Here is a 22,085-nt window from a genome sequence, read left to right on the forward strand (position 1 = left end):
TAGAGGCGACAAGATCAGCGCAGATCAAGCGGCAACGATGGTGTTCTGAGCATTTTACTCTGGAATATTTTCAACATTCGGATCTGGGGTATAACTGCTTTGATAATCCGAGTACATTACATCCGTGACCATCCCTGCGGAAGCGTGGTGTAAATCATGGCAATGGAACATCCAATCTCCCGGATTGTCGGCTTCAAATGCGACTTCATAAGTTTCTCCTGGCTTCACATTGATCGTATCTTTCATAATCGGTGAACCTTGATACGGTTGACCATTTTTACTTAATACTTGGAAGAAGTGTCCGTGCAGGTGCATCGGATGATCATCCGAATTGGACTTGTTAACAAAGGTCACTTTGACCTTGTCCCCTTTTTTGACGTTAATTTTATCGGTGTCCGGGAAGACCTTTCCGTTGATCGTATAGGCCATTTCACCGTTCTTCATTTCTGTATTTAAATTCAAGGTGACCTCTTGATCAAATTTCTGAGACAAAGAGAATTTGGCTTTAGACATCCTACCATATTGTTCGAGGTCGAACAGCGGTAGGGTGTCAGTAGCATTGGATTGATCCGTCTTTACATCTGAGCCTTGGTATTGAATGACAGCTTTCATATTCTGAATTTTAGATGGTTCTTTTCCGTGCTCTTCCAAAAGCCAGGAGCCTGGATTATCGGCAGTAAACTCAATATCATAACGCTCTCCGGGTGCAATGGAAAGCAGTTGGTCCTGGATGACAGCAGGATCATTCACCGGCTGCCCATCGGTCGAGATGACTTTGAAGTCATGGCCATGCAGATGCATTTGATGTGTGATAAACCCCGCGTTAATGAGGCGAATTCTAACCTTGTCGCCTTCTTTTACAGGAAACGGATCTATGGATTCACCCGATTTTCCATTGATCGTGTAGAGATCGTACATGCTCATATCATGGCCACTCATGTTCATACTGCTGCCATTCATTTTCATATCAGATCCGGACATATCCATTTCGCCATGAATCATGTTTCCCTTATCCATGCCGCTGGAATCATGTGTCCTATCCATATTGGCGCTGTTGGACTCCTCAGTTTTTCCACTCATGTTCATGTCTACAGAGCTCATCCACTCGTCTAACATTAGCGTATAGTCCTTGTCGTAGTCATCCTTTGGATCTTCAACGATCAATGAACCATACAGTCCTTTATCCACCTGGTTCACACTGTCTTGGTGAGAGTGGTACCAGTACGTGCCCGGTGTCGTAGCTTTAAATTCATAGGTGAATGTTTTTCCAGGCTCTACAGCGTCTTGGGTCACACCTGGGATCCCATCCATATTATTCGGAACGGGATAGCCATGCCAGTGAATGGAGACAGGTTGCTTCATCTCGTTTTTGAGGTTAACTTTAACCGTGTCCCCGACCTTGACACGAATTTGCGGCCCCGGCACCGAGTTATTAAAGGTCCAAACTGGCAGCGTGTACCCTTTTGAAACCTCGAGATTGCTTTCCTGAGCGGTAATGGTAAATTCTTTACCATCAACCACACTTGTCGCAGATGTCAGTTTAACGGAATTAGAATCCGATGTGGTTGCCTTATTTGGATTCGACGTGGATGCATCACCCATGATCATTTTCGAATGATCCATTCCATCCGTATTGTTTACCTTGACACAGCCTGTAGCAATGACCGCTATTGAACCTGCTGCAACCAAAGTTTTTAGTATCCCTGACTTCATTTCATATTCCCCCTAATCAATCATGTTATCTTGCCCTTTACCATCATAAATCAAAGGTATATAGAACTTATGAAGATAGATAAAACACGATCCCCTGGCTTTTTCCCACCCGAAACATTTTCATGTATTGAGTCCCTTAGAATAATGCGGATTTTTGTATGGAGATCTCTAATAACGGTACGGATCGACTTGAACTGATTCATAAAAGGTCCCATTCGTATAACATAAATCATAACTTGAAAATTATACATTAGGGGGGTATACTAATTTCGCAACATAATAATAATTTGCAAATAAAAAATATAATCAATCCGATTCTGGGGTGAAAAAATGACTAATGATAAAATTGTAATTGCGGTGTCCTCACCGGTTCAAGTCGGAGGAAGCTTATTTACTGCTAGGCAGCTCATCGCTATCAGTAAGATTATGGGTCCAAATCAACAGATTGAAATGACACCGTTCCGACAGCTGTATATTGAAATCCCCGTTGAATCCCAAGATACGGTGACCCAAGATTTGCAGAGCGTTGGCCTTGAGGTCAATCCCTCGGGTTTTGCAACCAAAAGCCTGATTGCCTGCAATTTCTGCAGGGGGCCAGAGGATGCGGGACTGGATATTGCCCAGAAGTTGAATCTTGCGATCGCAGGTATTTTAACACCGGCACCGATCAAAGTAGGATATGCCGGCTGCGCACTTGGAACAAGTGAACCCCTATTAAGAGATATTGGGGTCGTCAAAATGAAAGACAAGTTTGATATTTATGTGGGCGGAGATTCCAAAGGCATCAAGGCATCTTTGGCTCAGCTGTTTTTAACGGGACTAACCGAAGAACAAGTCATACCGACGGTTCTGAAACTCATTGATCATTATAAGACTCATGCCAAGGGCAAAGAAAAATTCAGTAAGTTCGTCAATCGGATTTCCATGGAAGACTTAAAACAAATCACTGCGTAAAATAAAGTGTAAAAGGCGGGTGTGGATTCCGGGTTCGTATCGCAATACGCTGCCGCTACATAGGTACCGTTTTGGGTGTCCGTAAAGAAAAATCATAACAGGTCATTTCTTTAAACAAGGAAATGGCCTCTTTGATTAGGGTGAAAATAAATAAAACATGGTAGCTGAAAAATTACATAGATGATGCAAAGGAGATGAGTAGCCATCATGCGAAAAATTTTAATTGTGGAAGATGAAGAAAAAATTAGAGAGGTCATAGTAGCCTATTTAAGGAAAGACGGCTTTGAAACCACGGAGGCAGGCAACGGAAAAGAAGCTCTGCATGAAATCTCCAAAAACTCATTCGATTTGATCATTCTGGATTTAATGCTGCCCGATATGAATGGGGAAGGCGTCTGCCAACAGGTACGAGCAGTATGTCCGACGCCCATTATTATGTTGACGGCAAAGGCATCGATTAACCACCGCATTCATGGGCTAGCTATCGGAGCTGATGACTATATCATCAAGCCCTTTGATCCGAACGAACTTATCGCACGGGTTCGATCGGTGCTGCGGCGGACCCATCCGCAGGAACTCCTAGCTGAACAGCTGGAATACGGAGGAAGGCTGACCATTGATAACCAGGCTAAACAGGTGCTCATTAAAAACGAAGTGATCAGTTTAACCCCTTCAGAATATAGACTCCTTCTTGTCATGGCCAGGAACGCCGATCGTACATTCTCCAGAGAAAAACTGATTGAATTGGTTATGGGATATGATTTCGATGGGGATATACGAATCATTGATCAGCATATTAAAAATCTGCGTCAAAAAATCGAAGACGACCCCAAAAACCCTTTATTCATAAGGACGATCTTTGGAACCGGATATCGATTTCATGGTAGAGGCCTATGAAGAGTTCGTTGTCGTTCCGATTAAGCATTCTTTTGGTTATATATACCGGAGCTATATTGGTCATTGCATCGATTGCAATTATCAATGCTACCCATTACCATTTTCAGTTATATGGGAATGAAATGGCGGAGAGTCACCATACCGCTAAGTTATTAAACTCACACTTGGAGCAAGCTATTATTCAATCGATCGGGTTAACGATTGGAGGGGCATTCATTATCACGCTAATCTTGAGTATCTATATTGCCAGACGTATTTCTTCGCCCTTAATCAGCATGAGAAATTTAACTCTGGTAATGGCAAGAGGAAAGCGGGATGTGCGATTGCCTTTAAAAGGGGCGCCGAAGGATGAATTAGACGAGCTTGCGGCCTCCATCAATCATTTGGCTGAGCAGTTAGAGCAACAGGAACAATTAAGGATTGCGATGACCGAAAATATAGCCCATGAGCTGAGAACTCCGCTGACCACGTTAAATAGTTATTTAGCATCGATTCAAGACGGGGTGTGGGAACCGACTCCGGAGCGGATACAATCAAGTCGGGAAGAAATTTTTAGATTGACTCAATTGGTTCAGGAGTTAGAAGAACTGCAAATGTTTAATTCCAGCGAATTTTCCTTATCTCGTAAAAAAGTTCCCGTTCAAAGATCCATTGAACAAGTCATGGACCTGATGCGCCCATCTTTTAAACAACATGAAATTCAGCTATCTTTGGGTCACCTACCCGATGCCACGATCCTTGCCGATGAGAGCCGGTTGGTTCAAATTTGGACCAATATCCTTTCGAATGCTCTAAAATTCACACCTAAAGGTGGCATTGTTCGATTGGATGGGAAAATCATGGCGGATTCCATTTTGATCACCATAACCGATAGTGGTATTGGCATCCCGCCAAAAGACCTGACCCATATATTCGAGAGGTTTTACCGTGTGGAGAAATCCCGGAACCGAAAAATGGGCGGAGGCGGTCTGGGGTTAGCCATAACAAAGACGCTTGTGGGACGCCATGCCGGACAAGTCTGGGCGGAAAGTAAGGAGGGGGAGGGGACGCAAATTTATGTCGAACTGCCACTAGCCCAAAGTAAAATAAAAAATAGTCTTGACAATATAGGGTAGGGGGCTATACTATACAATATATTAACCGGTAATTTATGGGATCCAACACACGTCAATGATGGCCGTCACAGGTGAAGAAGGGTCTTGCCAAAAAGGAAGTGCCGGTAAATTCAATTGAAGGAGGTCTACTTATGTCAATACAGACCCAGAGTCTTTCCCAGGCTGATCCAAGACGCTGGATGGCACTAGCGTTATTATGCCTTGCGAATTTTATGGTGATAATGGATACATCAATTATCGGGGTTGCCTTACCTGCTATCAAAGAAGCCCTTGGATATTCCCAAGAAAGCTTGCAATGGGTTTTTAATGCATACGTTATCTTTTTTGGAGGTCTCTTGTTGCTCGGCGGAAAACTATCTGACTTGTTTGGACATAAACGCATGTTTATGTGGGGATTTTTAATTCTTACCCTGGCTTCATTGCTGACGGGTCTTGCTTGGAATGAGAATGTTTTAAATATCGGTCGCGCTTTGCAAGGCTTCGGTTCGGCTTTGATTGCTCCTTCGGCGTTAACAATTGTCATGACTCTGTTTAGTGGAAATCCGAAGGAATTAGGTAAAGCCATGGGATTTTGGGGTGCGTCCGCTGCTGCAGGAGGTTCCGCTGGTGTATTTCTTGGTGGTGTCATTACGCAGTGGCTCAGCTGGGAATGGACATTTCTAATCAATGTTCCAGTTGGGATTCTCGCACTCCTTTTATCGCCGGGACTGCTACCGAAAGGGAAAAGAGGAAAAGGCAGCATCGATATCTTCGGCTCCCTTTTTGTCACCGCAGCTTTGGTATTAGTCGTGTATGGCATTGTTACGGCAGAACATAATGGATGGAGAGCGCCAACCACCGTATGGACCCTCATCTCAGGTGCAGCACTTTTCATCCTTTTCCTTATCATTCAGGCAGTCAAGAAAGAACCTTTGATCCCTTTAAAAATTTTCAAGGCTCCGAACCTGGCTGCTGGAAACATCGCTTTGATCATGTTGTCCGGTGGATGGATTCCGTTATGGTATTTCCTCAATCTCTACATGCAGCAAGTTCTCAAATTTTCAGCATTTACTGGCGGGGTCGCTTTGCTTCCGATGACCATATTAATTGCCATATTCATGATCGTGGTGACTGGTAAATTAATCGCCAAATTCGGAATGAAAGCAAATATCGTCATCGGGCTGTCAGCTCTGGGCGCTTCCTTGATTTTATTCTCCAATATTACGCCAGTGGATGGCAGCTTTCTCGTAAACGTGCTACCTGCATCGCTTTTGGGTGCACTTGGTATGTCACTGGCCTATATACCATCCATGATGACGGCGATGTCCGGAGCAAAACCCGAGGAGGCAGGACTGGCATCCGGTCTTGCAAATACAAGTTATCAAATTGGCTCGGCTATCAGTCTTGCCATTATGGTGACGATTGCGGCCACCACAACTGCCACCCATACGGGAGAAAATCCTGCGGTAGCCCTAAACGCCGGATTTCAAGCTGCCTTCTTATGGTCTGGCATCGTCGCCTTTGCCGGAGCCCTGTTAGCCTTATTGTTTGTACGATCTCCAAAACAAGCTGATACCACCATGTCAAATACGATGTAATTCAAACCGAACTCCTGCCTATTCCTATGGCTGGAGTTCTTCATTGTTAGAGCAAGAATGGGAAAGGATATGGTGTATGTATAACTTGACATTATAGGGAGGGGGGTATAATTAGAATATGAAACACAAATGAACCACCACAGAATAACCGTGCATTTCAAGAATGGAAGGTGAATGGAATGAGTGTTGAAGTTAAAACGAAAAAGGAATCGGTAACCCAAGATCCAGGATGCTGTTCCAGCAATGAAATGGAGCGGAAGAGCCATCATTCCGATAAAGAGAAAAGTAATATGATTTCAAGATTGAATCGTATTGAAGGTCAGATTCGAGGCATTAAGGGCCTCATTGAAAAAGACACCTATTGTGATCAGATCGCTTCGGTTCAGTCCGCTTTAAACGGGGTGGGTAAGCTATTGCTGGAACATCATATGAAAAGCTGCGTCATCGATCGTATACAAGATGGCGATATCGAAGTACTGGATGAACTGTTAACCACGATGAATAAGTTGATGAAATAAGTGAGTTTGAAGCAGCACTTGGAGCTGCTCTTTTTTTGGGTCATCATTATAGGGTACCAGGGTACCCAAAAAAATCGGAAAAACCTATTGACTTAATATAGGGTACGGGGGTATGCTAAAAACAAGAAGTTCAAGGGGATGCGAATACCTCGAAAATGAAAAGATAAATCAACGATATGAATTTGCCATAATCCAGTAGGAGTGATGAATCGTGGAAGCTCAGGCTAGAAACGAAAGTAAACAAACAACCTTACAAATTACAGGTATGACATGCGCAGCATGCGCAAATCGAATTGAAAAAGGCTTGAACAAACTGGAAGGTGTTTCTTCAGCCAACGTCAATTTTGCTTTGGAAAAAGCCAGTGTAACCTATGATCCAGGCAGAGTCGGTGTTGATAAATTAGAGGAAACGATCAAGAAGCTGGGATACGACACTGCCAAAGAGGTGGTTAATTTTAACCTGGAAGGCATGACTTGCGCAGCCTGCGCAAATCGGATCGAAAAGGGATTACGTAAGCTTCCAGGCGTTACTCAGGCATCCGTCAATTTTGCCATGGAAACGGCAAGAGTGGAATATTCACCTGAAGATATATCGATCACTGAAATGCAAAATAAGGTAAGAGAGCTAGGTTATAAAGCAGTGACGAAGCAAGAGACAAAAGAAGCGGGTGACCACCGGAAACAAGAAATCAAGCATCAAAAACGACTTTTGCTGCTCTCGGCGATCTTATCCTTCCCGCTTCTCTGGAGCATGGTTGCACATTTTTCGTTTACCTCTTGGATCTACATGCCGGATATCTTGATGAATCCATGGTTTCAGCTCATCTTAGCGACACCGGTTCAGTTTTATGTAGGCAAACAGTTCTATGTCGGCGCCTATAAAGCACTGCGAAATGGAAGTGCGAATATGGACGTGTTGGTATCATTAGGAACGTCAGCCGCTTATTTTTACAGCCTCTACCTGACGTTGGAATGGTTCGTTGCAGGTGGCAGCGTTCATCATGGTCCATCCTTGTATTATGAGACCAGTGCGATTTTGATCACGTTGGTTATCATGGGTAAATTGTTTGAATCACTCGCCAAAGGCCGTACCTCAGAGGCCATCAAATCCTTAATGGGACTTCAAGCCAAGACCGCGCTCGTTGTGCGCGATGGCCAAGAGATGACGATGTCGGTCGATGAAGTCATTACGGGTGACATTGTTCTCGTTCGTCCCGGTGATAAAGTACCTGTAGATGGTTTAGTGCTCGAAGGAACCTCTTCCGTTGACGAATCCATGCTGACAGGCGAGAGCTTGCCGGTGGAGAAGAAAGCTGGAGATACGGTGATCGGAGCGACCATCAATAAGAATGGTATGCTCCGCATTCAAGCTACGAAGGTCGGTAAAGAAACGGCACTGGCGCAGATTATCAAGGTTGTAGAAGAGGCACAAGGTTCTAAAGCCCCTATTCAGCGGGTGGCAGATATAATTTCGGGTATTTTCGTTCCGATTGTTGTAGGGATTGCAATTGTAGCTTTCCTGGTTTGGTTCTTCTTCGTAACACCAGGTGCGTTTGCAGAAGCTTTGGAAAAAGCGATAGCCATACTTGTCATTGCCTGCCCGTGTGCTCTCGGCCTGGCTACCCCGACATCCATTATGGCTGGTTCCGGGCGAGCAGCAGAGCTGGGGATATTGTTCAAAGGTGGAGAACACCTGGAGCAGACCCATAAGATTGACGCGATCATCCTGGATAAAACCGGAACAGTCACCAAAGGTAAACCTGAACTGACCGATGTAATCACTGAAGGTGATGAAGAAGAGTTTCTGAGACTTGTTGGTGCTGCCGAAAGAAACTCGGAGCATCCTTTGGCTGAAGCGATTGTGGCAGGAATCCTGGAACGCCAAGTCACGCTTTCTGGAACGGAAGAATTTGAAGCGATCCCTGGATACGGAATTAAAGCTGTAGTTGAAGGTAGAGAATTGCTGATCGGCACACGTCGTTTAATGGAAATGTATGGAGTTAAAGCAATGCAAGCTTATGAAACGATGTCCCATCTCGAGGAAACCGGTAAAACCGCAATGCTTGTTGCAATCGAAAACCGATATGCGGGTATGGTCGCGGTGGCCGACACCATTAAAGAAACCTCGAAGGAAGCTGTCAGCCGATTAAAAGAAATGGGAATTCAGGTCATTATGATTACCGGGGATAATGAGCGCACCGCTAAAGCGATCGCGGCTCAGGTTGGAATAGATCATATACGCGCTGAAGTCCTTCCTGAAGGAAAGGCAGAGGAAGTTAAAGCACTTCAAGCACAAGGAAAAACCGTTGCAATGGTTGGGGATGGCATCAATGATGCACCGGCCTTGGCCACAGCAGATATCGGGATGGCCATTGGAACGGGGACCGACGTTGCGATGGAAGCCGCCGACGTTACCCTCATGCGTGGTGACTTAACAAGCATTCCAGACGCGATCTATATGAGCCGTAAAACGATGAGGAACATTCGGCAAAACCTGTTTTGGGCTCTAGGTTATAACACGCTTGGTATTCCGATTGCAGCCATCGGGTTGTTGGCACCATGGGTCGCAGGAGCGGCAATGGCTCTAAGCTCCGTCTCTGTCGTCCTGAATGCACTTCGACTGCAAAGGGTCAAAATAAAGGGCTAAGAGATGACGTTTTAACGAATACAATCGATCGATTGAAAGGAGGTGATCTCATGCAAGAAGCAAGCATTCGAGTGCAGGGTATGACTTGCCGTTCATGCATTCAAAAAATCGAAGGTGCTCTTGATCCTATGGTTGTTGAGGGCAAAGTTCATTTTGACCAGGGCACTGTACAAGTAACATATGATGAATCTAAAACAAAACTGGCGGATATTAAGGATGTGATCCGAGGCAAGGGTTATGCAGTCATTGACTAAAAATAAGGGGATGAAGGTATGACGGCAGTAAAAATCTATACCATTCCAACATGTAGTGATTGCACCTTCGCCAAGCGTTACTTCAAGGAACACAACATTTCATATGAAGATTACAATTGTGATGAAAACCCCGATTATGCTGTCGAAGTAAAAAATCTAACAGGGAAACAAATCGTCCCAACCATCGTCATTGGTGATCAGGTGTTCATCGGCTTCGCAGAGAATCTGAATGTAATTAGTGAATTATTGAAAATCCAATAAGTAAAAGGCATACAAAAGATAATTGTCGGGTGACAAGCACATAGATACTTAAAAGTCGCGTAATTGCGGCTTTTTTTTGTTTTACGTAAATAGGAAGGTTTTCAAGCATATTTATGTTGTGTACCTAACTCAAACAGTATCATTTTTTGACATGATTAAAGACTATTATAAACCCATCAAGAGGAAAAAGACTGCTCATTTTAAATCAATGTGAAAGGAAGGGATCAAGGATGAAAACAAATGGAAAAATGATTGCTTATTGGACAGTCACATCACTACTCGCAATATCTATAACGTTAAGTGGAATCGGTCAACTGTTGCGATATGGAGGAAATGTCGAGTTAGTGACCCATATTGGATTTCCATTATACGTGACGAACATTCTAGGGAGTTGGAAGATTCTTGGAGTCATTGCGATCCTCATGCCAGGTTTTCCGCGACTTAAGGAATGGGCTCACGCCGGCATTTTCTTCTTAATGACGGGTGCAGCTTTATCTCATCTTTTTGCTAACGATTATGGCGATTACGGATTTAATATGATCCTTCCGTTATTCTATGCTGCACTTAACATCGCTTCATGGTCACTGAGACCACAAAGCCGAATCTTAGGAAGTTTACCTGGCAATACTGAAAAACGCCAAAAAAAACAAAGATCCGTTTCCTCGTCAAACTTTCTTTGATCTTGTCAAACCATGGAATGAGTTGGAACAAGAAGAAAACAAGGACATTTATCTTACCTAGAAATGGAATCGGAGTTGAGTTAAGATTATGATGTCGCATTAAAAAAAGGCCGTTATTGTAAAGAGCAATTGGAAAAGGGGTTTTGAATCAATGAATAGCAATATTATTTGGGGGATCGTATTATTAGCGCTGAGTTTGTTTCTTAAGCCATTATTGGCGATTGTGGGGCTGAATGAAAGGTTGTTCGGATTGCACTGGCAAGGCGAAACTGTGTTTTCATTGAGTCCATTCTTAGTTCGGATTATTCTAGCAGTAATTGGGATTATCATGTTAATCATCGGCAGTATGCAAGTTGCAAAGCAGAAGAATAAATAGTTGAAAGGATAGAGAGCACAACAATTGATTTTGCTACAAAATTGGATTTGTCGAGGGATAAGAACATGGTCCCATTGAAAGTCGCTATTTTAGCAACTTTTTTATTTTATCGCTCAAGTTCTTGTCCCGAGCCTAGGACAAGAACTTTTTTGAGTCTTAGCATACGTGGCTGAACAACCGGGATAGAAAGACCGCAGCTAGCAATGCATTATAATTACGTAAAATAATAATTTGACGAATAACTAATGAATATTATATTATTATATTATAAGGAGGTTCTGATTATGGATAAAAGCATAAAATCACATTACATGAATAGGATTGACGATAAATTAACCGAGTTACCTTGGTACGTCACTGAATACATAGATAGCCGTAAACGCAAATTGTCGCATACAACGCTCCTGAATTATTGTCACGATTACATTATCTTTTTTGATTGGCTCGTTTCGGAGAAATTTTCGGCAGCAACCCGTAAAGAAGTTTCATTAACCTCATTAGAAAGTTTAACGGTTCGTGAGGTTGAAAATTTTTTGTCGTTTTTGGAGTATCAACTTGGCAATACCAAATACACTATTAACCGCAAGCTGTCTGCGTTAAAATCACTGTTTGATTATTTGCAAAATAAAGCGGAAACTTCGGATTTAAAGCCATATATCCTGCGGAATGTCATGGCCAAAATCGAATTTAACTCTGTTAATGAAACCCAGGAAACGATCGCTAACCGCATTGAAGGCAAAATACTCCGTGAAGACGATTTTGAATTGTTCCGACAATTTGTCGCGCATGATTATGGGGTGCAGAATATATCTAACCTTAGAATATTTCGTTTTCATGAATTTAATCGTGAACGGGATACGGCGATTGTATCATTGATCCTGGGATCCGGGCTAAGATTGTCTGAAGTAGCAGGAATCAACGTTGAAGATTTGGATGTGAATAAAGGTTTGGTTCGTGTATTGCGTAAAGGCAATAAAGAGCAATATGTTTATTTTAGCCAACAAGCATTGCTTGATTTGGAAAATTACCTGAAGATCAGAGAAACGCGTTACAAAGCGGAAAAATCCGATAATTATTTGTTTATAGCAGCGCCAATCGGTCGTAAAGGAAAAAGCCGGCGGTTAACACCAAGATCAATTGAGAAGTTAATTGAAAAGTACGCTGCAGCTTTTGGAAAGCCGGCGTTGACGGTGCATTCCTTAAGACACTCCTTTGCGACACGGTACCACCTGGAGAATAACGATGTACCGCGATTAAAAAATCAATTGGGGCATTCATCGATACAGACGACCATGATTTATACACACTTAACAGATGAAGAGATGAGAAATGCAGTGAATAATATGGACCGGTAAAACCGTGCTGTTATGCGGTTTTCTTCATACATAATCACAAAACTCATATTTTGTACATATGTTATTGTTGAGCAAGGAAGAAAGCCGAGAATCTTGTCTTTGGCATGATGGATCTGGCCCACTTGATGATTCAAAAAAAGGTACATGATAACCGCTAACATCAATTGTATTGCAATGACTTTAACGACGATGGATTTCCACTCCGGATTACGGACAACATCAAGCATAGCTCATCGCCCTGTGACATCTGTATTCCATTTGTATCCGACTCCTCGAACGGTAATAATATATTTTGGCGCAGCAGGAATATCTTCAATCTTCTCTCTCAACCTTCGGATATGGACCGAAAGGGTGTTATCATCAATGAATTCTCCCGACATGTCCCACAGGTGGTTAAGAATGGTGCTTCTGCTGCAAATTTGTTTGGGATGAGTCATTAACATCAATAGCAGCCGATATTCCATTCCGGTTAACAAAAGCTCCTGATTGTGTTTAAGAACCGTTCCTTCAAGAACCCGGACCTCAATATCGTCGGATACCCATCTATGCACTTCGACCTTAGGCTTGTGATTACGCCGTAATACGGCTTTCATTCTGGAGAGGAGTTCTTTGGTACGGATCGGTTTGGTCATATAATCATCCGCTCCCAAGTCTAGACCGGCAACAACGTTCGCCTCCTCGTCCAAAGCCGTCAAGAATATGATTGGAACCTGAGACGATTCCCGGATTTCCCTGCACAGGCTATACCCTGAGCCATCGGGTAAATTGACATCTAACAAGATTAAATCGAAGGCAGCTGTCTTTCGTGCTTGTCTGGCTTCTTCCAAGCTGCCGCTAACCATTACTGTATATCCTTCACTCGTTAAGGTATATTCGATACCAAATACCAAATTTTCATCATCTTCAACCAGTAAAATTCGATTCATTGCGCACCTCATTTTAGCTTAGGACTGCTATTATAGAAAGCTTGCCCGTTATCCCGTGAAAGCTTTTCTATATCATTTTACATCATTTAAGCGTAATGTTTCAGGTCGGTCCATTATGAAGAGCCTATTGCGGCGTGAAGGCAAAGCAAAAAAGCCGCTAAATATTAGCGACTTTCAACGAGACCATGTTCGCGTCCCCCGATATCATCACATCGTTCAGACTTGGTTTGAAATAATACGATTCCTATTATGAATAGTACTCTAACATCATGATTTATTCATAAACAATAACCAGCATTGGCCCAGTGAAAGCTTTCACGCCGGGATTCAAGATAAATTTGTCTCAATTGTGGATAATCTGCGCTGCTCTGTTCTCTAATGTTCATCGGCATCCCTTATCCTTTAGAAGACGCTATGATTAACTTTGCCTGGGTTTTGCCTGCCAATAATAAATCGTCACTGAGCTTCGGATCACTAACCGCGCGTGCCAAAGCAACAGTACCGACCATACTGCTTACCAACGCATACCCGGTAGAGGCATCGACTTTTGCCATATCGGTAATAAACTCCAAAAATCGCTTGAATTCACGGGTGTAGGCATTCCGAATCTCCTCAGATAATTGCGAAATCTCTCCTGACAGTGCAGGAAGTATACAGCCGATTTCCGTCTGATCCCGATGAACAGAGCTTAAATAAAATTCAATTACGGACTGTATTTTCGGCTGGTCTTCGTGCTTGTCAGCTACCTTTTTCAAAAGCTCGATCGTATCACTAATGGCAAAATGACATGCCTCAATAACAAGCTGATCTTTGTTTTCAAAATGGGAGTAAAATCCCCCATGTGTCAGTCCGGCACCTTTCATGATGTATGGCAGGCTGATGTTACGAACTCCATGAGTACGGAATGCCTTGGCGGCACTTGTAATGATATGTTTTCTGACTTTTAACTTATGTCCTTCAGGATAAGGCAAGCCTCTTCCCCTCCTTCGCCTTGATCTGTTAAAATATTATAATCATCATATTAACTGGTGTCAATTTGCCCAAAAAGGCTCATTGATTTTTTCAATCAAGACAGACTGAAGGGAATTTGCAGTACATTTCATAAAGAGGTGAAAAAAGTGGAAAATTCAAGCCATGTATATATGGTTACAGATCGTCTTGTTATCCGACGATTTGGCTTGCAAGATACGGAGCATTTTTATCAATACCGAGCGAATCCAGCCGTTTCCCGGTTTCAATCCTGGGAGAATTACACTTGCGAAGACGCGGAATCGTTTGTTGGCAAGCAAATGGATCATACGCCCAGCCAGCCAGGTACCTGGTTTCAATTCGCCATTGCCTTGGCAGATTCGGATCAATTGATCGGAGATTGTGCTCTCCATACACTGCTTGATGAACCTAGAATTGTGGAAATCGGCTTCACTCTCGCACCGGATCATCAAGGGAATGGATACATTCATGAGGCGCTCGGGGCCATACTCCATTATATTTTTCGAAGGCTGGGGAAGCACAAGGCCATTGCTTTTACGGATGTGCGAAACGAAAAATCCATCCGGGTTCTAGAACGTTTAGGGATGCGGCGCGAAGGACACTTGTTGCAAAATTACATGTCAAAAGGAAAATGGGTGGATGAGTACCAGTATGCCATTCTCCAGTCGGAGTGGTTGTCCCGACACGGAATCTAACAAGAACTTAAGAAACGGCCCCCGCCAAACTCCTGCGAGATGTGGGGGCTTCTTTCTGGTTCTCCGGTTGGCCCTATGTATACTACATTCAACGATTCCATCGGTTTGTCCCTTCTTCATCACCTTCGCATCAGCCCGGATCGTACCGCTCCAAACGGGTTTCAAAAAGTTGATTTTTAATTCAATTGTCGTAAAACGTTCCTCTGGTTGAAGAGTTGTCCCGAAAGATACACCCATCACATTGTCTGCAATTGTACTTGTTATGCGTCCATTTAGGGTTCATTGGAGATCGGAGTGACTCTCGGTCGCCTGCCTTCCCAAAATTTCGCTTAGAGCCGCAAGGTTTTACCACTTATTTTCCAGTTTATGACTTTGCCTAGTCTGCCACTTAACCGTTATAATGCCTCCTGAAGGAGATGATCTCGATGACAACCAAAAAATGGGCAGTTACCTCGATCCTCGTCGTCCTCTTAGTCATTCAAAGCTTCGCATGGAAAACTGACCATGCCGAAGCAGCTCCCGTCCTTACATTAGGGAGCGAGGATCCCAAAGTTTCTGATTTACAGTACCGGCTGAAGGTGCTTGGTCTCTATGCCGGCGGGCTTGACGGAAAGTTCGGCATCGGCACAGAAGCCAGCGTCAAACAGTTCCAGAAGCAGTATGGCGTGGTGGCAGATGGTACAGTCGGTCCCGCCACATGGAGGAAGCTCCGTAAGTACACTTTAGGCAAAAACGATATGGAGATCATGTCTAAAATAATCTATAGCGAAGCCCGGGGCGAGTCCTATAAAGGACAGGTAGCCGTCGGTGCGGTCGTCATGAACCGGATTCAGTCGAACGAGTTCCCGGACACGATTCAAGGCGTCGTCTTTCAGAAAAACGCATTCACCGCCGTCAGTGACGGCCAGTATGGCATGAAGCCGAACCGTACTGCCTACCGTGCAGCCATCGATGCCGTGCGCGGTTGGGATCCGACCCATAACTCTCTCTACTACTATAATCCGCAAACGGCAACGAATAAGTGGATTTGGACACGCGCCCGTACCGTAAATATCGGACGTCATGTGTTTGCCATTTGATTTCAACGTACATAGCCCCAGGGATCATGTCCCTGGGGCTTTCCTCTTTACGGCTGAATCACGTTCCGTATGAAAATCGCAGTGAAGTTATACTCCTGTGCCCGATATGAGAAACTATCTCTCATTATTTGCTTTTCTTTGATGCCATCCAGAAGACGATAATTACGATGGGGATACATATGAACCACGGAATATTGATCGTACTCTGGGTTATAAAAGCGATCAGCAACAATCCTAGTGTTCCAAGAATGAGCCACAGGCAGCCTCTTCCAAACGTCTCCATAGGTGTGGATCCCCCGCTTCTCTCCTCATCCGAGGAAACATGTTCATGATAATAACGAGAATCTTTTACTGTTTTAGATACTACGGTTCCACAATATTTGCATGTTACTGATCTTGGCTCCAAACGTTCATGACAGTGCTGGCATACTGTAGGTGTTGAGTTTCCTGAATAATCTTTAACAGCGTTTGGAGTGCCTTCCAATCGTGTATCTCTAAGCGAATTACCACAGACAACACATATTAACGATCCTTCGACGTTTGATTCCCCACAGTTGGTGCATATCTTGACTGCCATGATGCAAAACCATCCTTTTTTGAATCAATAGTTGGTTGCTTTAATTCCGTTTACTGTTAAAACGTATGAAGTAAGATAAAGTTGCATTACCCGTTTGTTAACTTTACCCCAAACAGTAAACAGCCATCTCCTCCTAGCTAGCGGGCGGAAATGGCTGTGATGATGGTGCCTTGCGGACATGATTGCCGTCAGCGGGCCTTCTCGAGTTTCGTGCCGCGAACCGATGCGGCAGCGTATACGACAAGCGCTGTCCAGATGAGCGCGAAGCCGATGAGGAGAACCGGCGAGACCGACTCCTTGAACACGAATACGCTCAGTAACAGCATGATGGTCGGCCCGATGTATTGTACGAAGCCGAGCGTGGACAGCGCCATTCGCGCGGCCGCTCGTGCGAAGAAAAGCAGCGGGAGCGCGGTTACCACACCGGATAGAAGCAGACCGACGAACGTGGATGCAGGTAGCGTCCATGCCGTTGTCTTTCCGACGGCGGCCAAATAGATCCAATAGCCGAGCGCAACGGGCAGGACAACAGCCGTCTCCGACAGCAAGCCTACAGAAGCGTCTTGGCCGATCTTCTTCTTCGCGAGGCCGTACAAGCCAAATGTCGCGGCCAGTGAGATCGATATCCATGGGAACCGTCCATAGTCGATGGCGATGATAAGCACCGCGGCGCTTGCGATGGCAATCGCGAGCCATTGGCCACGGTTTGGCTTCTCACGAAGGAAAACAACTGCAAGCAGCACGTTCAGCAACGGGTTCAAATAATAGCCGAGACTTGTCTCAACGACATGGTCGTTGTTAACCGCCCAGATGAAGATGAGCCAATTCGCTGCGATCAGCAGCCCGCTAGCGGTGAGCGAGAGCAGGAGCGAGCGGCTAGTCGCAATGCGCTTCATATCACCCCAGCGACGCTGGGCAGCGACGAGAATACCCATGAAGACGAACGACCAGACAACCCGATGTGACAGAATCTCGCCTGCCGGCACATCATTAAACAACTTCCAATAAAGCGGGAGAACCCCCCACATGATATACGCGATAATAGCATTGACCAACCCATTGTTCATAAGCAAATTCCCTCTCCCCACTCCGATGTCTTAACGGATTATAGCCTCGATCATCGTTGAAGTAAAGGGATTTTCTTGAGCAGGCTAAAGGATGGCGTTGTTCCTTGGCCCATGAATTGCTGCTCGAATATCTACGGATTAGCTCCCATGGGGAGTATCATTTGATGGATTTAAAATGATACTCCCCTTGCCGCAGTTGAAGATTGTCATGTTGGCGTCTCGCTCGAGCCTGTGGATCTGAACTCATAAGGTTACTGATACTTTATCCTTATTTATGGAGCTTTTGCACGCGTTCGATCATAGCAGTCGCGTCTGCAAGGGTAACTCCGTTCTTGGGATGGAAGTTTCCTTCCGCGTCCAGCTCCGCGATCTTGAGAGCAAGCGCCGTTTGAATCGCACCTTGATATTGTATATCGATCTGGTCGTTGTCCTTGATCTCCTTCAGGACTATATTCAACATCGGAAGCTTGCCTTCCGCTTGAAGCGTGTGGATCAGCAGGTACGTGAAAGATTCGCGCGTCACGTCGGCCTCCGCATCGATTTTGATCTGCAGTTTCGTATTTCCGGCGGCTTTCTTAATCAATTCCACGGCTTGTTCTGCTGTGATAGCTAAATTCTCGCTGCCCGGCTGGCCTGAGTGGGTCTTCAAATAATGAAGCGCATTGCTCATTTCGATGGCAGCTTCCGCGCGTGAAATTTCCTTCTTCGGCTGAAACTTCCCGTCTTGATCGAGACTCACGACGCCGTAGTTCAGAGCGCGCTGGATCGATCCGGAATATTCGACTTTGACTTGATCCTGGTCTTTGAACTCCTGGACAATCGGGTTAATAAGAGGCAGCTTACCGGCGATTTCAATCGCATGCACGAGTTGGTGCGTAAAGGCTTCGTGCGTCATCTTTTCATTCGGATTCAGATCGGCAGGCAGGTCTAATCCGTTGACTGCGGCGATTATGAGAGCTTTTGCGTACCAAGCCGAATCGTTAGAATGCTTGTAATAATCGGTAGCCTGGGGCTCTTTAACGAAACGGATAAAGTCGAGATTCAGTCCAAGCGCGGTGACGAAAAACTGTACGCTTTCGGCTTGCGTGACGGTTTTATTTGGAGCAAACTGTTCTGCCGTAATTCCCTTGATTAGGCCGCTGTCATGCAGAGCAATGATCTTGTCTTTATCTTGTACGTTATCCAGATCTTTAAAGGCAGCTGCAGAAGCAAAGTCTTGTCCGGCCAAGCTGAATGCCAGGGCAACGGCTGCGGACAGGGTGATGATTTTGGATGGCTTTTTCATCAATGTCACCTCTTGTGGTCATGTGTTGGTTTATCTTGCCATCATAGACGTACCTCCACTCAAAAAGGTTTCTCCTTTATTTCAAATAATCTTTTCTTCTCCTTACGGCTTTTGCCTATATCATGAACACATTTAGGTATCCGCACTGACCTGAGAAGCGTCTGACGCGTAATGTATGTGGATCAATTGAATTGGAATCAGGCGGCAGGTTTGAAGAACTAGAATGTTCATTACTTTGGGAAGCAATGGGAGGTAGGTCCTGTGAAGAAGGAAACCTATAAAATGGGGAAACTGGGAAAGTACGAATACATGAAGAAATATACTCTGATACGCGCATTTTTACCAGACACTCGGAAAGCAACGCTGCCTAACATTAACATCATGTTGAGATTATACAAATCCGTTTTCTTAAAACCCGATGAGGGAACTGGCGGCCATGGGATCTATAAAATCACCAGGAGCAAGAATAGCTTTATTTTACGTACAGGTTCGAACTCACGTACGTTCAGCTCATTGAATGATTTATATACAAAGGTTCAAAGAAATCTAGTTAGAGATAAATACATTGTTCAAGAAGGAATTGATTTATTAAAGCATAATGATCGGCCATTCGATATCCGAGTGATGGTGCAAAAGAATCGAAAAGGATCTTTAGACGTTACAGGGATTATCGGCAGACAGGCGAAGCGTAATAAAATCGTAACGAATTATCATTCGGGAGGAACGCCCTTGCCCGTGGATACCTTACTCAAATCTCACCTGAATGAGGAATCAAGGAAGAAGTACATTCAAGCAATCGAGAAATTAGGGAAAGATGCAAGCATCGTGCTTGGCAAAAATTATAGAAGCAAACGAGCGTTCGGAGTGGATATAGCCGTCGACCATAAAATGAATCCCTGGATCTTGGAAATAAATACGAAGCCGGATATGAGCATCTTTAACACGTTGAAGAACAAAACGATGTACAACCGGATTCGCAGATACTCCGAAAATAAAGGATGAGCAGTAATTTTAAGACGCTTGTCTCAATCACTTTGAAACGGGGAAAATTCTCAGAAGTACCTGCTGCCGCTATGATCGTTGACATTCCATCATAAAACGGAGAACCTTAATTAAACCTGGGTTCTCCGTATCCTGCCTATCATTTTATATTGAATATTCCTGTTACCATTACAGCTTATTGTTCTTTTGTGAAGAGTTCGCTTAGGCTGCATTCATTCATGGGCTAACTTGGGTGATGATTGTAAGGTTAGAGCCTCGCGAACGTAATGTAATCGACTTGGACAGGCTCTGCCGACTCCATCCGAAGCAAGCGGTTGATCTGTCCCCGGTGATACTGCCCATGTAGAAGAACTTGCGACAGGATGTCCCTAACTGACGTTCGGAAGGGAACTCCGCTCTGGTTGGCATAGTCCACCATCTCGTCCAAATCGGTTTCTTCGAGTTCTTCAATATAGGCGCGATATTGCTCGGCGTTTTCATCGAACATCGTCCGGATTGCCTTCAAATCTTCCGTTTCCTCCCACAACGAATAATGCGCAGTGCCCTTGCCCTGCAATCGTGACAGCCAGACTCGTTCCGCAACTGCGACGTGCCGAACCAGCTTGAAAAGGTCCTTGTTCTTCGTCTCACTCTCCTCGACAGCGTCCAAGATGCGTCTGTCTGACCAGTACATGTGGTCCATCATCCGCTTGATCGTCTTCATTCGTTTTCCTCCTCTTCGTCTTGTTTGTTCAATGTTTAAACGGAAATGAACGAGCACAAATATGAATTTGATTATTATTCTGGTTCCTTCAGAGAGAAGTCCTTCTGATCTTTTGTGATTAGAAGCCGTTTCTATATTAATGGTCGAAAATCAGAATAGCCTCATTTTCTTATCTATTTCTAAATCATACCTTCTTGCGTCAGACTTTTTCATTTCCTACTTGTGGAGTATAAACTGATTCAACATTAACCTGGCATACCTCAATGTACCTGTCTTCTTCCGGTGAAAAAATGAGTTGCGTATTTGTTATAATCATCATTTAAATGATCCTTCGCGGCCAATATGGGGAAATAAATGAGTAGATTCATCCCATCTTGTCCGCCAGTTCTTAAATTTTTATGATTATTTCTCCATTAGAGTGCTTGCCTTAGAGTTCACTTCATAGTTTATGCTTAACATGATCAAGCACTTAAAGGAGGATATTATGATGCATGTTTTTGTTACTGGAGCAACAGGGTATGTCGGTTCCGCAGTCGTCCGGGAACTGATCGGCGCGGGACATACCGTGTCGGGTCTTTGCCGTTCTGAAGAGAAAGCCGCGGGATTAAAGGCAGCTGGAGCCGACGTGGTGTACGGCACGCTGGACGATGTCGATACTCTGGGCCGTGCCGCCGCAGCAGCGGAAGGCGTGATTCATTTGGGGTTTACCAACGATTTTTCCGACTTTGAAGGTGCATTAGCTCTAGATTTTCGTGCCGCTGAAGCCATGGGAGCGGCGCTCGAAGGCTCCGGCAAGCCGTTCATTACCACGGCTCACGCTAATGGACATAAGGTGGATCAAGCAGTGCTCGCAATGGCTGAGCAGGGAATTCGAGCATCGATCGTCTCGCTTGCACCATCCGTGCACGGCGAAGGTGATAAAGGCTTTATACCATTGATGATCAGCATCGCCCGGACGAAGGGCTATGCTGCCTACATCGGCGACGGAACGAACCGCTGGCCAGCGGTTCACCGCCTGGATGCGGCGGTTCTGTATCGACTGGCGCTGGAATCCGCCCCGGCGGGCTCACGTCTGCTTGGAGCCGGTGATGAAGCTGTCCCGCTTCGCGAAATCGCGGCGGTTATCGGGCAGCAATTGAAGATGCCGACAGTCAGTATAACACCTGAAGAAGCAGCCACTCATTTTGGATTTCTTGGCCCTATTGCGGCACTTGACATCACAAACCTGTACAACACTGCGCAAGCGAGTCAGGCAACACGGGAACTTCTGGGCTGGGAACCGACACATCCTGGATTAATCGCCGATCTCGAAAAAGGGCATTATTTTGCACAATAACATGAGTTAATCCATTCCCCCCCTTCCCCCTCATCAACACAAGGCTGCCGAATCATCGGCAGCCTTGTCATTTTATGA

22 protein-coding genes and 1 pseudogene are annotated in these 22,085 nt (G+C 44.7%); 15 read left to right on the top strand and 8 right to left on the bottom strand.

Annotated elements, in window-relative coordinates; all coding sequences use genetic code 11:
* Positions 1-54 precede the first annotated feature (54 nt).
* Entirely contained in the window at positions 55-1,713 is a 1,659-nt protein-coding gene (locus tag PCH05_RS12745) for a multicopper oxidase family protein (RefSeq protein WP_127602770.1), read from the bottom strand.
* A 330-nt stretch (positions 1,714-2,043) separates the two neighbouring features.
* Here PCH05_RS12745 and PCH05_RS12750 point away from each other — a divergent pair, with 330 nt between their 5' ends.
* From PCH05_RS12750 to xerS, 11 genes are all read left to right on the top strand, one after another.
* The gene (locus PCH05_RS12750) at positions 2,044-2,667 is read left to right on the top strand and encodes an NAD(P)/FAD-dependent oxidoreductase (RefSeq protein WP_127602771.1); all 624 of its coding nucleotides are present in this window, start codon (positions 2,044-2,046) and stop codon (positions 2,665-2,667) included.
* Between the two features lie 207 nt (positions 2,668-2,874).
* Complete coding sequence (locus PCH05_RS12755) at positions 2,875-3,564, top strand: response regulator transcription factor (RefSeq protein ID WP_127602772.1); 690 nt, start codon at positions 2,875-2,877, stop codon at positions 3,562-3,564.
* On the top strand, positions 3,561-4,679 hold the full coding sequence (locus PCH05_RS12760; protein WP_127602773.1) for a sensor histidine kinase: 1,119 nt from the start codon (positions 3,561-3,563) through the stop codon (positions 4,677-4,679). Before PCH05_RS12755 ends, PCH05_RS12760 begins: the two co-directional genes overlap by 4 nt.
* Positions 4,680-4,810: 131 nt before the next feature.
* Positions 4,811-6,256 carry an MFS transporter gene (locus tag PCH05_RS12765; protein WP_127602774.1) on the top strand — a complete coding sequence of 482 codons (1,446 nt, stop codon included), beginning with the start codon at positions 4,811-4,813 and terminating at the stop codon, positions 6,254-6,256.
* A 248-nt stretch (positions 6,257-6,504) separates the two neighbouring features.
* On the top strand, positions 6,505-6,774 hold the full coding sequence (locus PCH05_RS12770) for a metal-sensitive transcriptional regulator (protein ID WP_127602814.1): 270 nt from the start codon (positions 6,505-6,507) through the stop codon (positions 6,772-6,774).
* A 211-nt stretch (positions 6,775-6,985) separates the two neighbouring features.
* Positions 6,986-9,421, top strand: coding sequence for a heavy metal translocating P-type ATPase (locus PCH05_RS12775; RefSeq protein ID WP_127602775.1), 2,436 nt, complete (start codon positions 6,986-6,988; stop codon positions 9,419-9,421).
* Between the two features lie 50 nt (positions 9,422-9,471).
* A complete protein-coding gene (locus tag PCH05_RS27275) occupies positions 9,472-9,675 on the top strand; it encodes a cation transporter (protein WP_164766638.1) in 204 nt (67 codons plus the stop codon).
* Between the two features lie 18 nt (positions 9,676-9,693).
* Positions 9,694-9,936, top strand: a complete 243-nt coding sequence (locus PCH05_RS12785) for a glutaredoxin family protein (protein WP_127602777.1) — start codon at positions 9,694-9,696, stop codon at positions 9,934-9,936.
* 230 nt (positions 9,937-10,166) lie between these two features.
* The gene (locus PCH05_RS12790) at positions 10,167-10,616 is read left to right on the top strand and encodes a DoxX family protein (protein ID WP_127602778.1); all 450 of its coding nucleotides are present in this window, start codon (positions 10,167-10,169) and stop codon (positions 10,614-10,616) included.
* A gap of 151 nt (positions 10,617-10,767) precedes the next feature.
* The gene (locus PCH05_RS12795; protein WP_127602779.1) at positions 10,768-10,992 is read left to right on the top strand and encodes a hypothetical protein; all 225 of its coding nucleotides are present in this window, start codon (positions 10,768-10,770) and stop codon (positions 10,990-10,992) included.
* 284 nt (positions 10,993-11,276) lie between these two features.
* Positions 11,277-12,347: a tyrosine recombinase XerS gene (xerS, locus tag PCH05_RS12800; RefSeq protein ID WP_127602780.1), complete on the top strand. Its 1,071-nt coding sequence runs from the start codon at positions 11,277-11,279 to the stop codon at positions 12,345-12,347.
* A gap of 230 nt (positions 12,348-12,577) precedes the next feature.
* On the opposite strand, the gene PCH05_RS12805 is transcribed toward xerS, so the two are convergent.
* Together PCH05_RS12805 and PCH05_RS12815 are read right to left on the bottom strand one after the other, a co-directional pair.
* Positions 12,578-13,273, bottom strand: a complete 696-nt coding sequence (locus PCH05_RS12805) for a response regulator transcription factor (protein ID WP_127602781.1) — start codon at positions 13,271-13,273, stop codon at positions 12,578-12,580.
* A 395-nt stretch (positions 13,274-13,668) separates the two neighbouring features.
* The gene (locus PCH05_RS12815; RefSeq protein WP_127602782.1) at positions 13,669-14,244 is read right to left on the bottom strand and encodes a TetR/AcrR family transcriptional regulator; all 576 of its coding nucleotides are present in this window, start codon (positions 14,242-14,244) and stop codon (positions 13,669-13,671) included.
* A 147-nt stretch (positions 14,245-14,391) separates the two neighbouring features.
* On the opposite strand from PCH05_RS12815, the gene PCH05_RS12820 reads away from it, so the two are divergent.
* Positions 14,392-14,958, top strand: coding sequence for a GNAT family N-acetyltransferase (locus PCH05_RS12820; protein ID WP_127602815.1), 567 nt, complete (start codon positions 14,392-14,394; stop codon positions 14,956-14,958).
* On the opposite strand, the gene PCH05_RS28095 is transcribed toward PCH05_RS12820, so the two are convergent.
* The gene (locus PCH05_RS28095; RefSeq protein ID WP_371860543.1) at positions 14,884-15,222 is read right to left on the bottom strand and encodes a PaaI family thioesterase; all 339 of its coding nucleotides are present in this window, start codon (positions 15,220-15,222) and stop codon (positions 14,884-14,886) included. The two genes, PCH05_RS12820 and PCH05_RS28095, sit on opposite strands and share 75 nt — an antisense overlap.
* Positions 15,223-15,383: 161 nt before the next feature.
* Here PCH05_RS28095 and PCH05_RS12830 point away from each other — a divergent pair, with 161 nt between their 5' ends.
* Entirely contained in the window at positions 15,384-16,037 is a 654-nt protein-coding gene (locus tag PCH05_RS12830; protein WP_371860541.1) for a cell wall hydrolase, read from the top strand.
* A 382-nt stretch (positions 16,038-16,419) separates the two neighbouring features.
* Here PCH05_RS12830 and PCH05_RS27700 read toward each other — a convergent pair.
* The 3 genes and pseudogenes from PCH05_RS27700 to PCH05_RS12845 form a co-directional block, all read right to left on the bottom strand.
* A pseudogene (locus tag PCH05_RS27700) lies at positions 16,420-16,614 on the bottom strand (double zinc ribbon domain-containing protein); the annotation flags it as partial.
* 188 nt (positions 16,615-16,802) lie between these two features.
* Entirely contained in the window at positions 16,803-17,681 is an 879-nt protein-coding gene (rarD, locus tag PCH05_RS12840) for an EamA family transporter RarD (protein WP_127602786.1), read from the bottom strand.
* A 268-nt stretch (positions 17,682-17,949) separates the two neighbouring features.
* The gene (locus PCH05_RS12845; RefSeq protein WP_127602787.1) at positions 17,950-18,966 is read right to left on the bottom strand and encodes an S-layer homology domain-containing protein; all 1,017 of its coding nucleotides are present in this window, start codon (positions 18,964-18,966) and stop codon (positions 17,950-17,952) included.
* A 261-nt stretch (positions 18,967-19,227) separates the two neighbouring features.
* On the opposite strand from PCH05_RS12845, the gene PCH05_RS12850 reads away from it, so the two are divergent.
* The gene (locus tag PCH05_RS12850; RefSeq protein ID WP_246049520.1) at positions 19,228-19,968 is read left to right on the top strand and encodes a YheC/YheD family protein; all 741 of its coding nucleotides are present in this window, start codon (positions 19,228-19,230) and stop codon (positions 19,966-19,968) included.
* A gap of 247 nt (positions 19,969-20,215) precedes the next feature.
* Here the strand turns inward: PCH05_RS12850 and PCH05_RS12855 are convergent, their stop codons facing one another.
* On the bottom strand, positions 20,216-20,671 hold the full coding sequence (locus tag PCH05_RS12855; RefSeq protein WP_127602788.1) for a DinB family protein: 456 nt from the start codon (positions 20,669-20,671) through the stop codon (positions 20,216-20,218).
* 487 nt (positions 20,672-21,158) lie between these two features.
* On the opposite strand from PCH05_RS12855, the gene PCH05_RS12860 reads away from it, so the two are divergent.
* Positions 21,159-22,007 (top strand): SDR family oxidoreductase, encoded by an 849-nt coding sequence (locus tag PCH05_RS12860; RefSeq protein WP_127602817.1) that lies wholly within the window; start codon positions 21,159-21,161, stop codon positions 22,005-22,007.
* Positions 22,008-22,085 lie beyond the last annotated feature (78 nt).

This window comes from Paenibacillus chibensis, assembly GCF_004001045.1.
Lineage (GTDB): Bacteria > Bacillota > Bacilli > Paenibacillales > Paenibacillaceae > Paenibacillus_AQ > Paenibacillus_AQ chibensis.

Excerpts from the sequence above, each read along its gene's own strand:
- PCH05_RS12745 (WP_127602770.1), bottom strand. The coding sequence starts at position 1,713 with ATGAAGTCAGGGATACTAAAAACTTTGGTTGCAGCAGGTTCAATAGCG.
- PCH05_RS12750 (WP_127602771.1), top strand. The coding sequence starts at position 2,044 with ATGACTAATGATAAAATTGTAATTGCGGTGTCCTCACCGGTTCAAGTC.
- PCH05_RS12755 (WP_127602772.1), top strand. The coding sequence starts at position 2,875 with ATGCGAAAAATTTTAATTGTGGAAGATGAAGAAAAAATTAGAGAGGTC.
- PCH05_RS12760 (WP_127602773.1), top strand. The coding sequence starts at position 3,561 with ATGAAGAGTTCGTTGTCGTTCCGATTAAGCATTCTTTTGGTTATATAT.
- PCH05_RS12765 (WP_127602774.1), top strand. The coding sequence starts at position 4,811 with ATGTCAATACAGACCCAGAGTCTTTCCCAGGCTGATCCAAGACGCTGG.
- PCH05_RS12770 (WP_127602814.1), top strand. The coding sequence starts at position 6,505 with ATGGAGCGGAAGAGCCATCATTCCGATAAAGAGAAAAGTAATATGATT.
- PCH05_RS27275 (WP_164766638.1), top strand. The coding sequence starts at position 9,472 with ATGCAAGAAGCAAGCATTCGAGTGCAGGGTATGACTTGCCGTTCATGC.
- PCH05_RS12785 (WP_127602777.1), top strand. The coding sequence starts at position 9,694 with ATGACGGCAGTAAAAATCTATACCATTCCAACATGTAGTGATTGCACC.
- PCH05_RS12790 (WP_127602778.1), top strand. The coding sequence starts at position 10,167 with ATGAAAACAAATGGAAAAATGATTGCTTATTGGACAGTCACATCACTA.
- PCH05_RS12795 (WP_127602779.1), top strand. The coding sequence starts at position 10,768 with ATGAATAGCAATATTATTTGGGGGATCGTATTATTAGCGCTGAGTTTG.
- xerS (WP_127602780.1), top strand. The coding sequence starts at position 11,277 with ATGGATAAAAGCATAAAATCACATTACATGAATAGGATTGACGATAAA.
- PCH05_RS12805 (WP_127602781.1), bottom strand. The coding sequence starts at position 13,273 with ATGAATCGAATTTTACTGGTTGAAGATGATGAAAATTTGGTATTTGGT.
- PCH05_RS12830 (WP_371860541.1), top strand. The coding sequence starts at position 15,384 with ATGACAACCAAAAAATGGGCAGTTACCTCGATCCTCGTCGTCCTCTTA.
- rarD (WP_127602786.1), bottom strand. The coding sequence starts at position 17,681 with ATGAACAATGGGTTGGTCAATGCTATTATCGCGTATATCATGTGGGGG.
- PCH05_RS12845 (WP_127602787.1), bottom strand. The coding sequence starts at position 18,966 with ATGAAAAAGCCATCCAAAATCATCACCCTGTCCGCAGCCGTTGCCCTG.
- PCH05_RS12855 (WP_127602788.1), bottom strand. The coding sequence starts at position 20,671 with ATGAAGACGATCAAGCGGATGATGGACCACATGTACTGGTCAGACAGA.
- PCH05_RS12860 (WP_127602817.1), top strand. The coding sequence starts at position 21,159 with ATGCATGTTTTTGTTACTGGAGCAACAGGGTATGTCGGTTCCGCAGTC.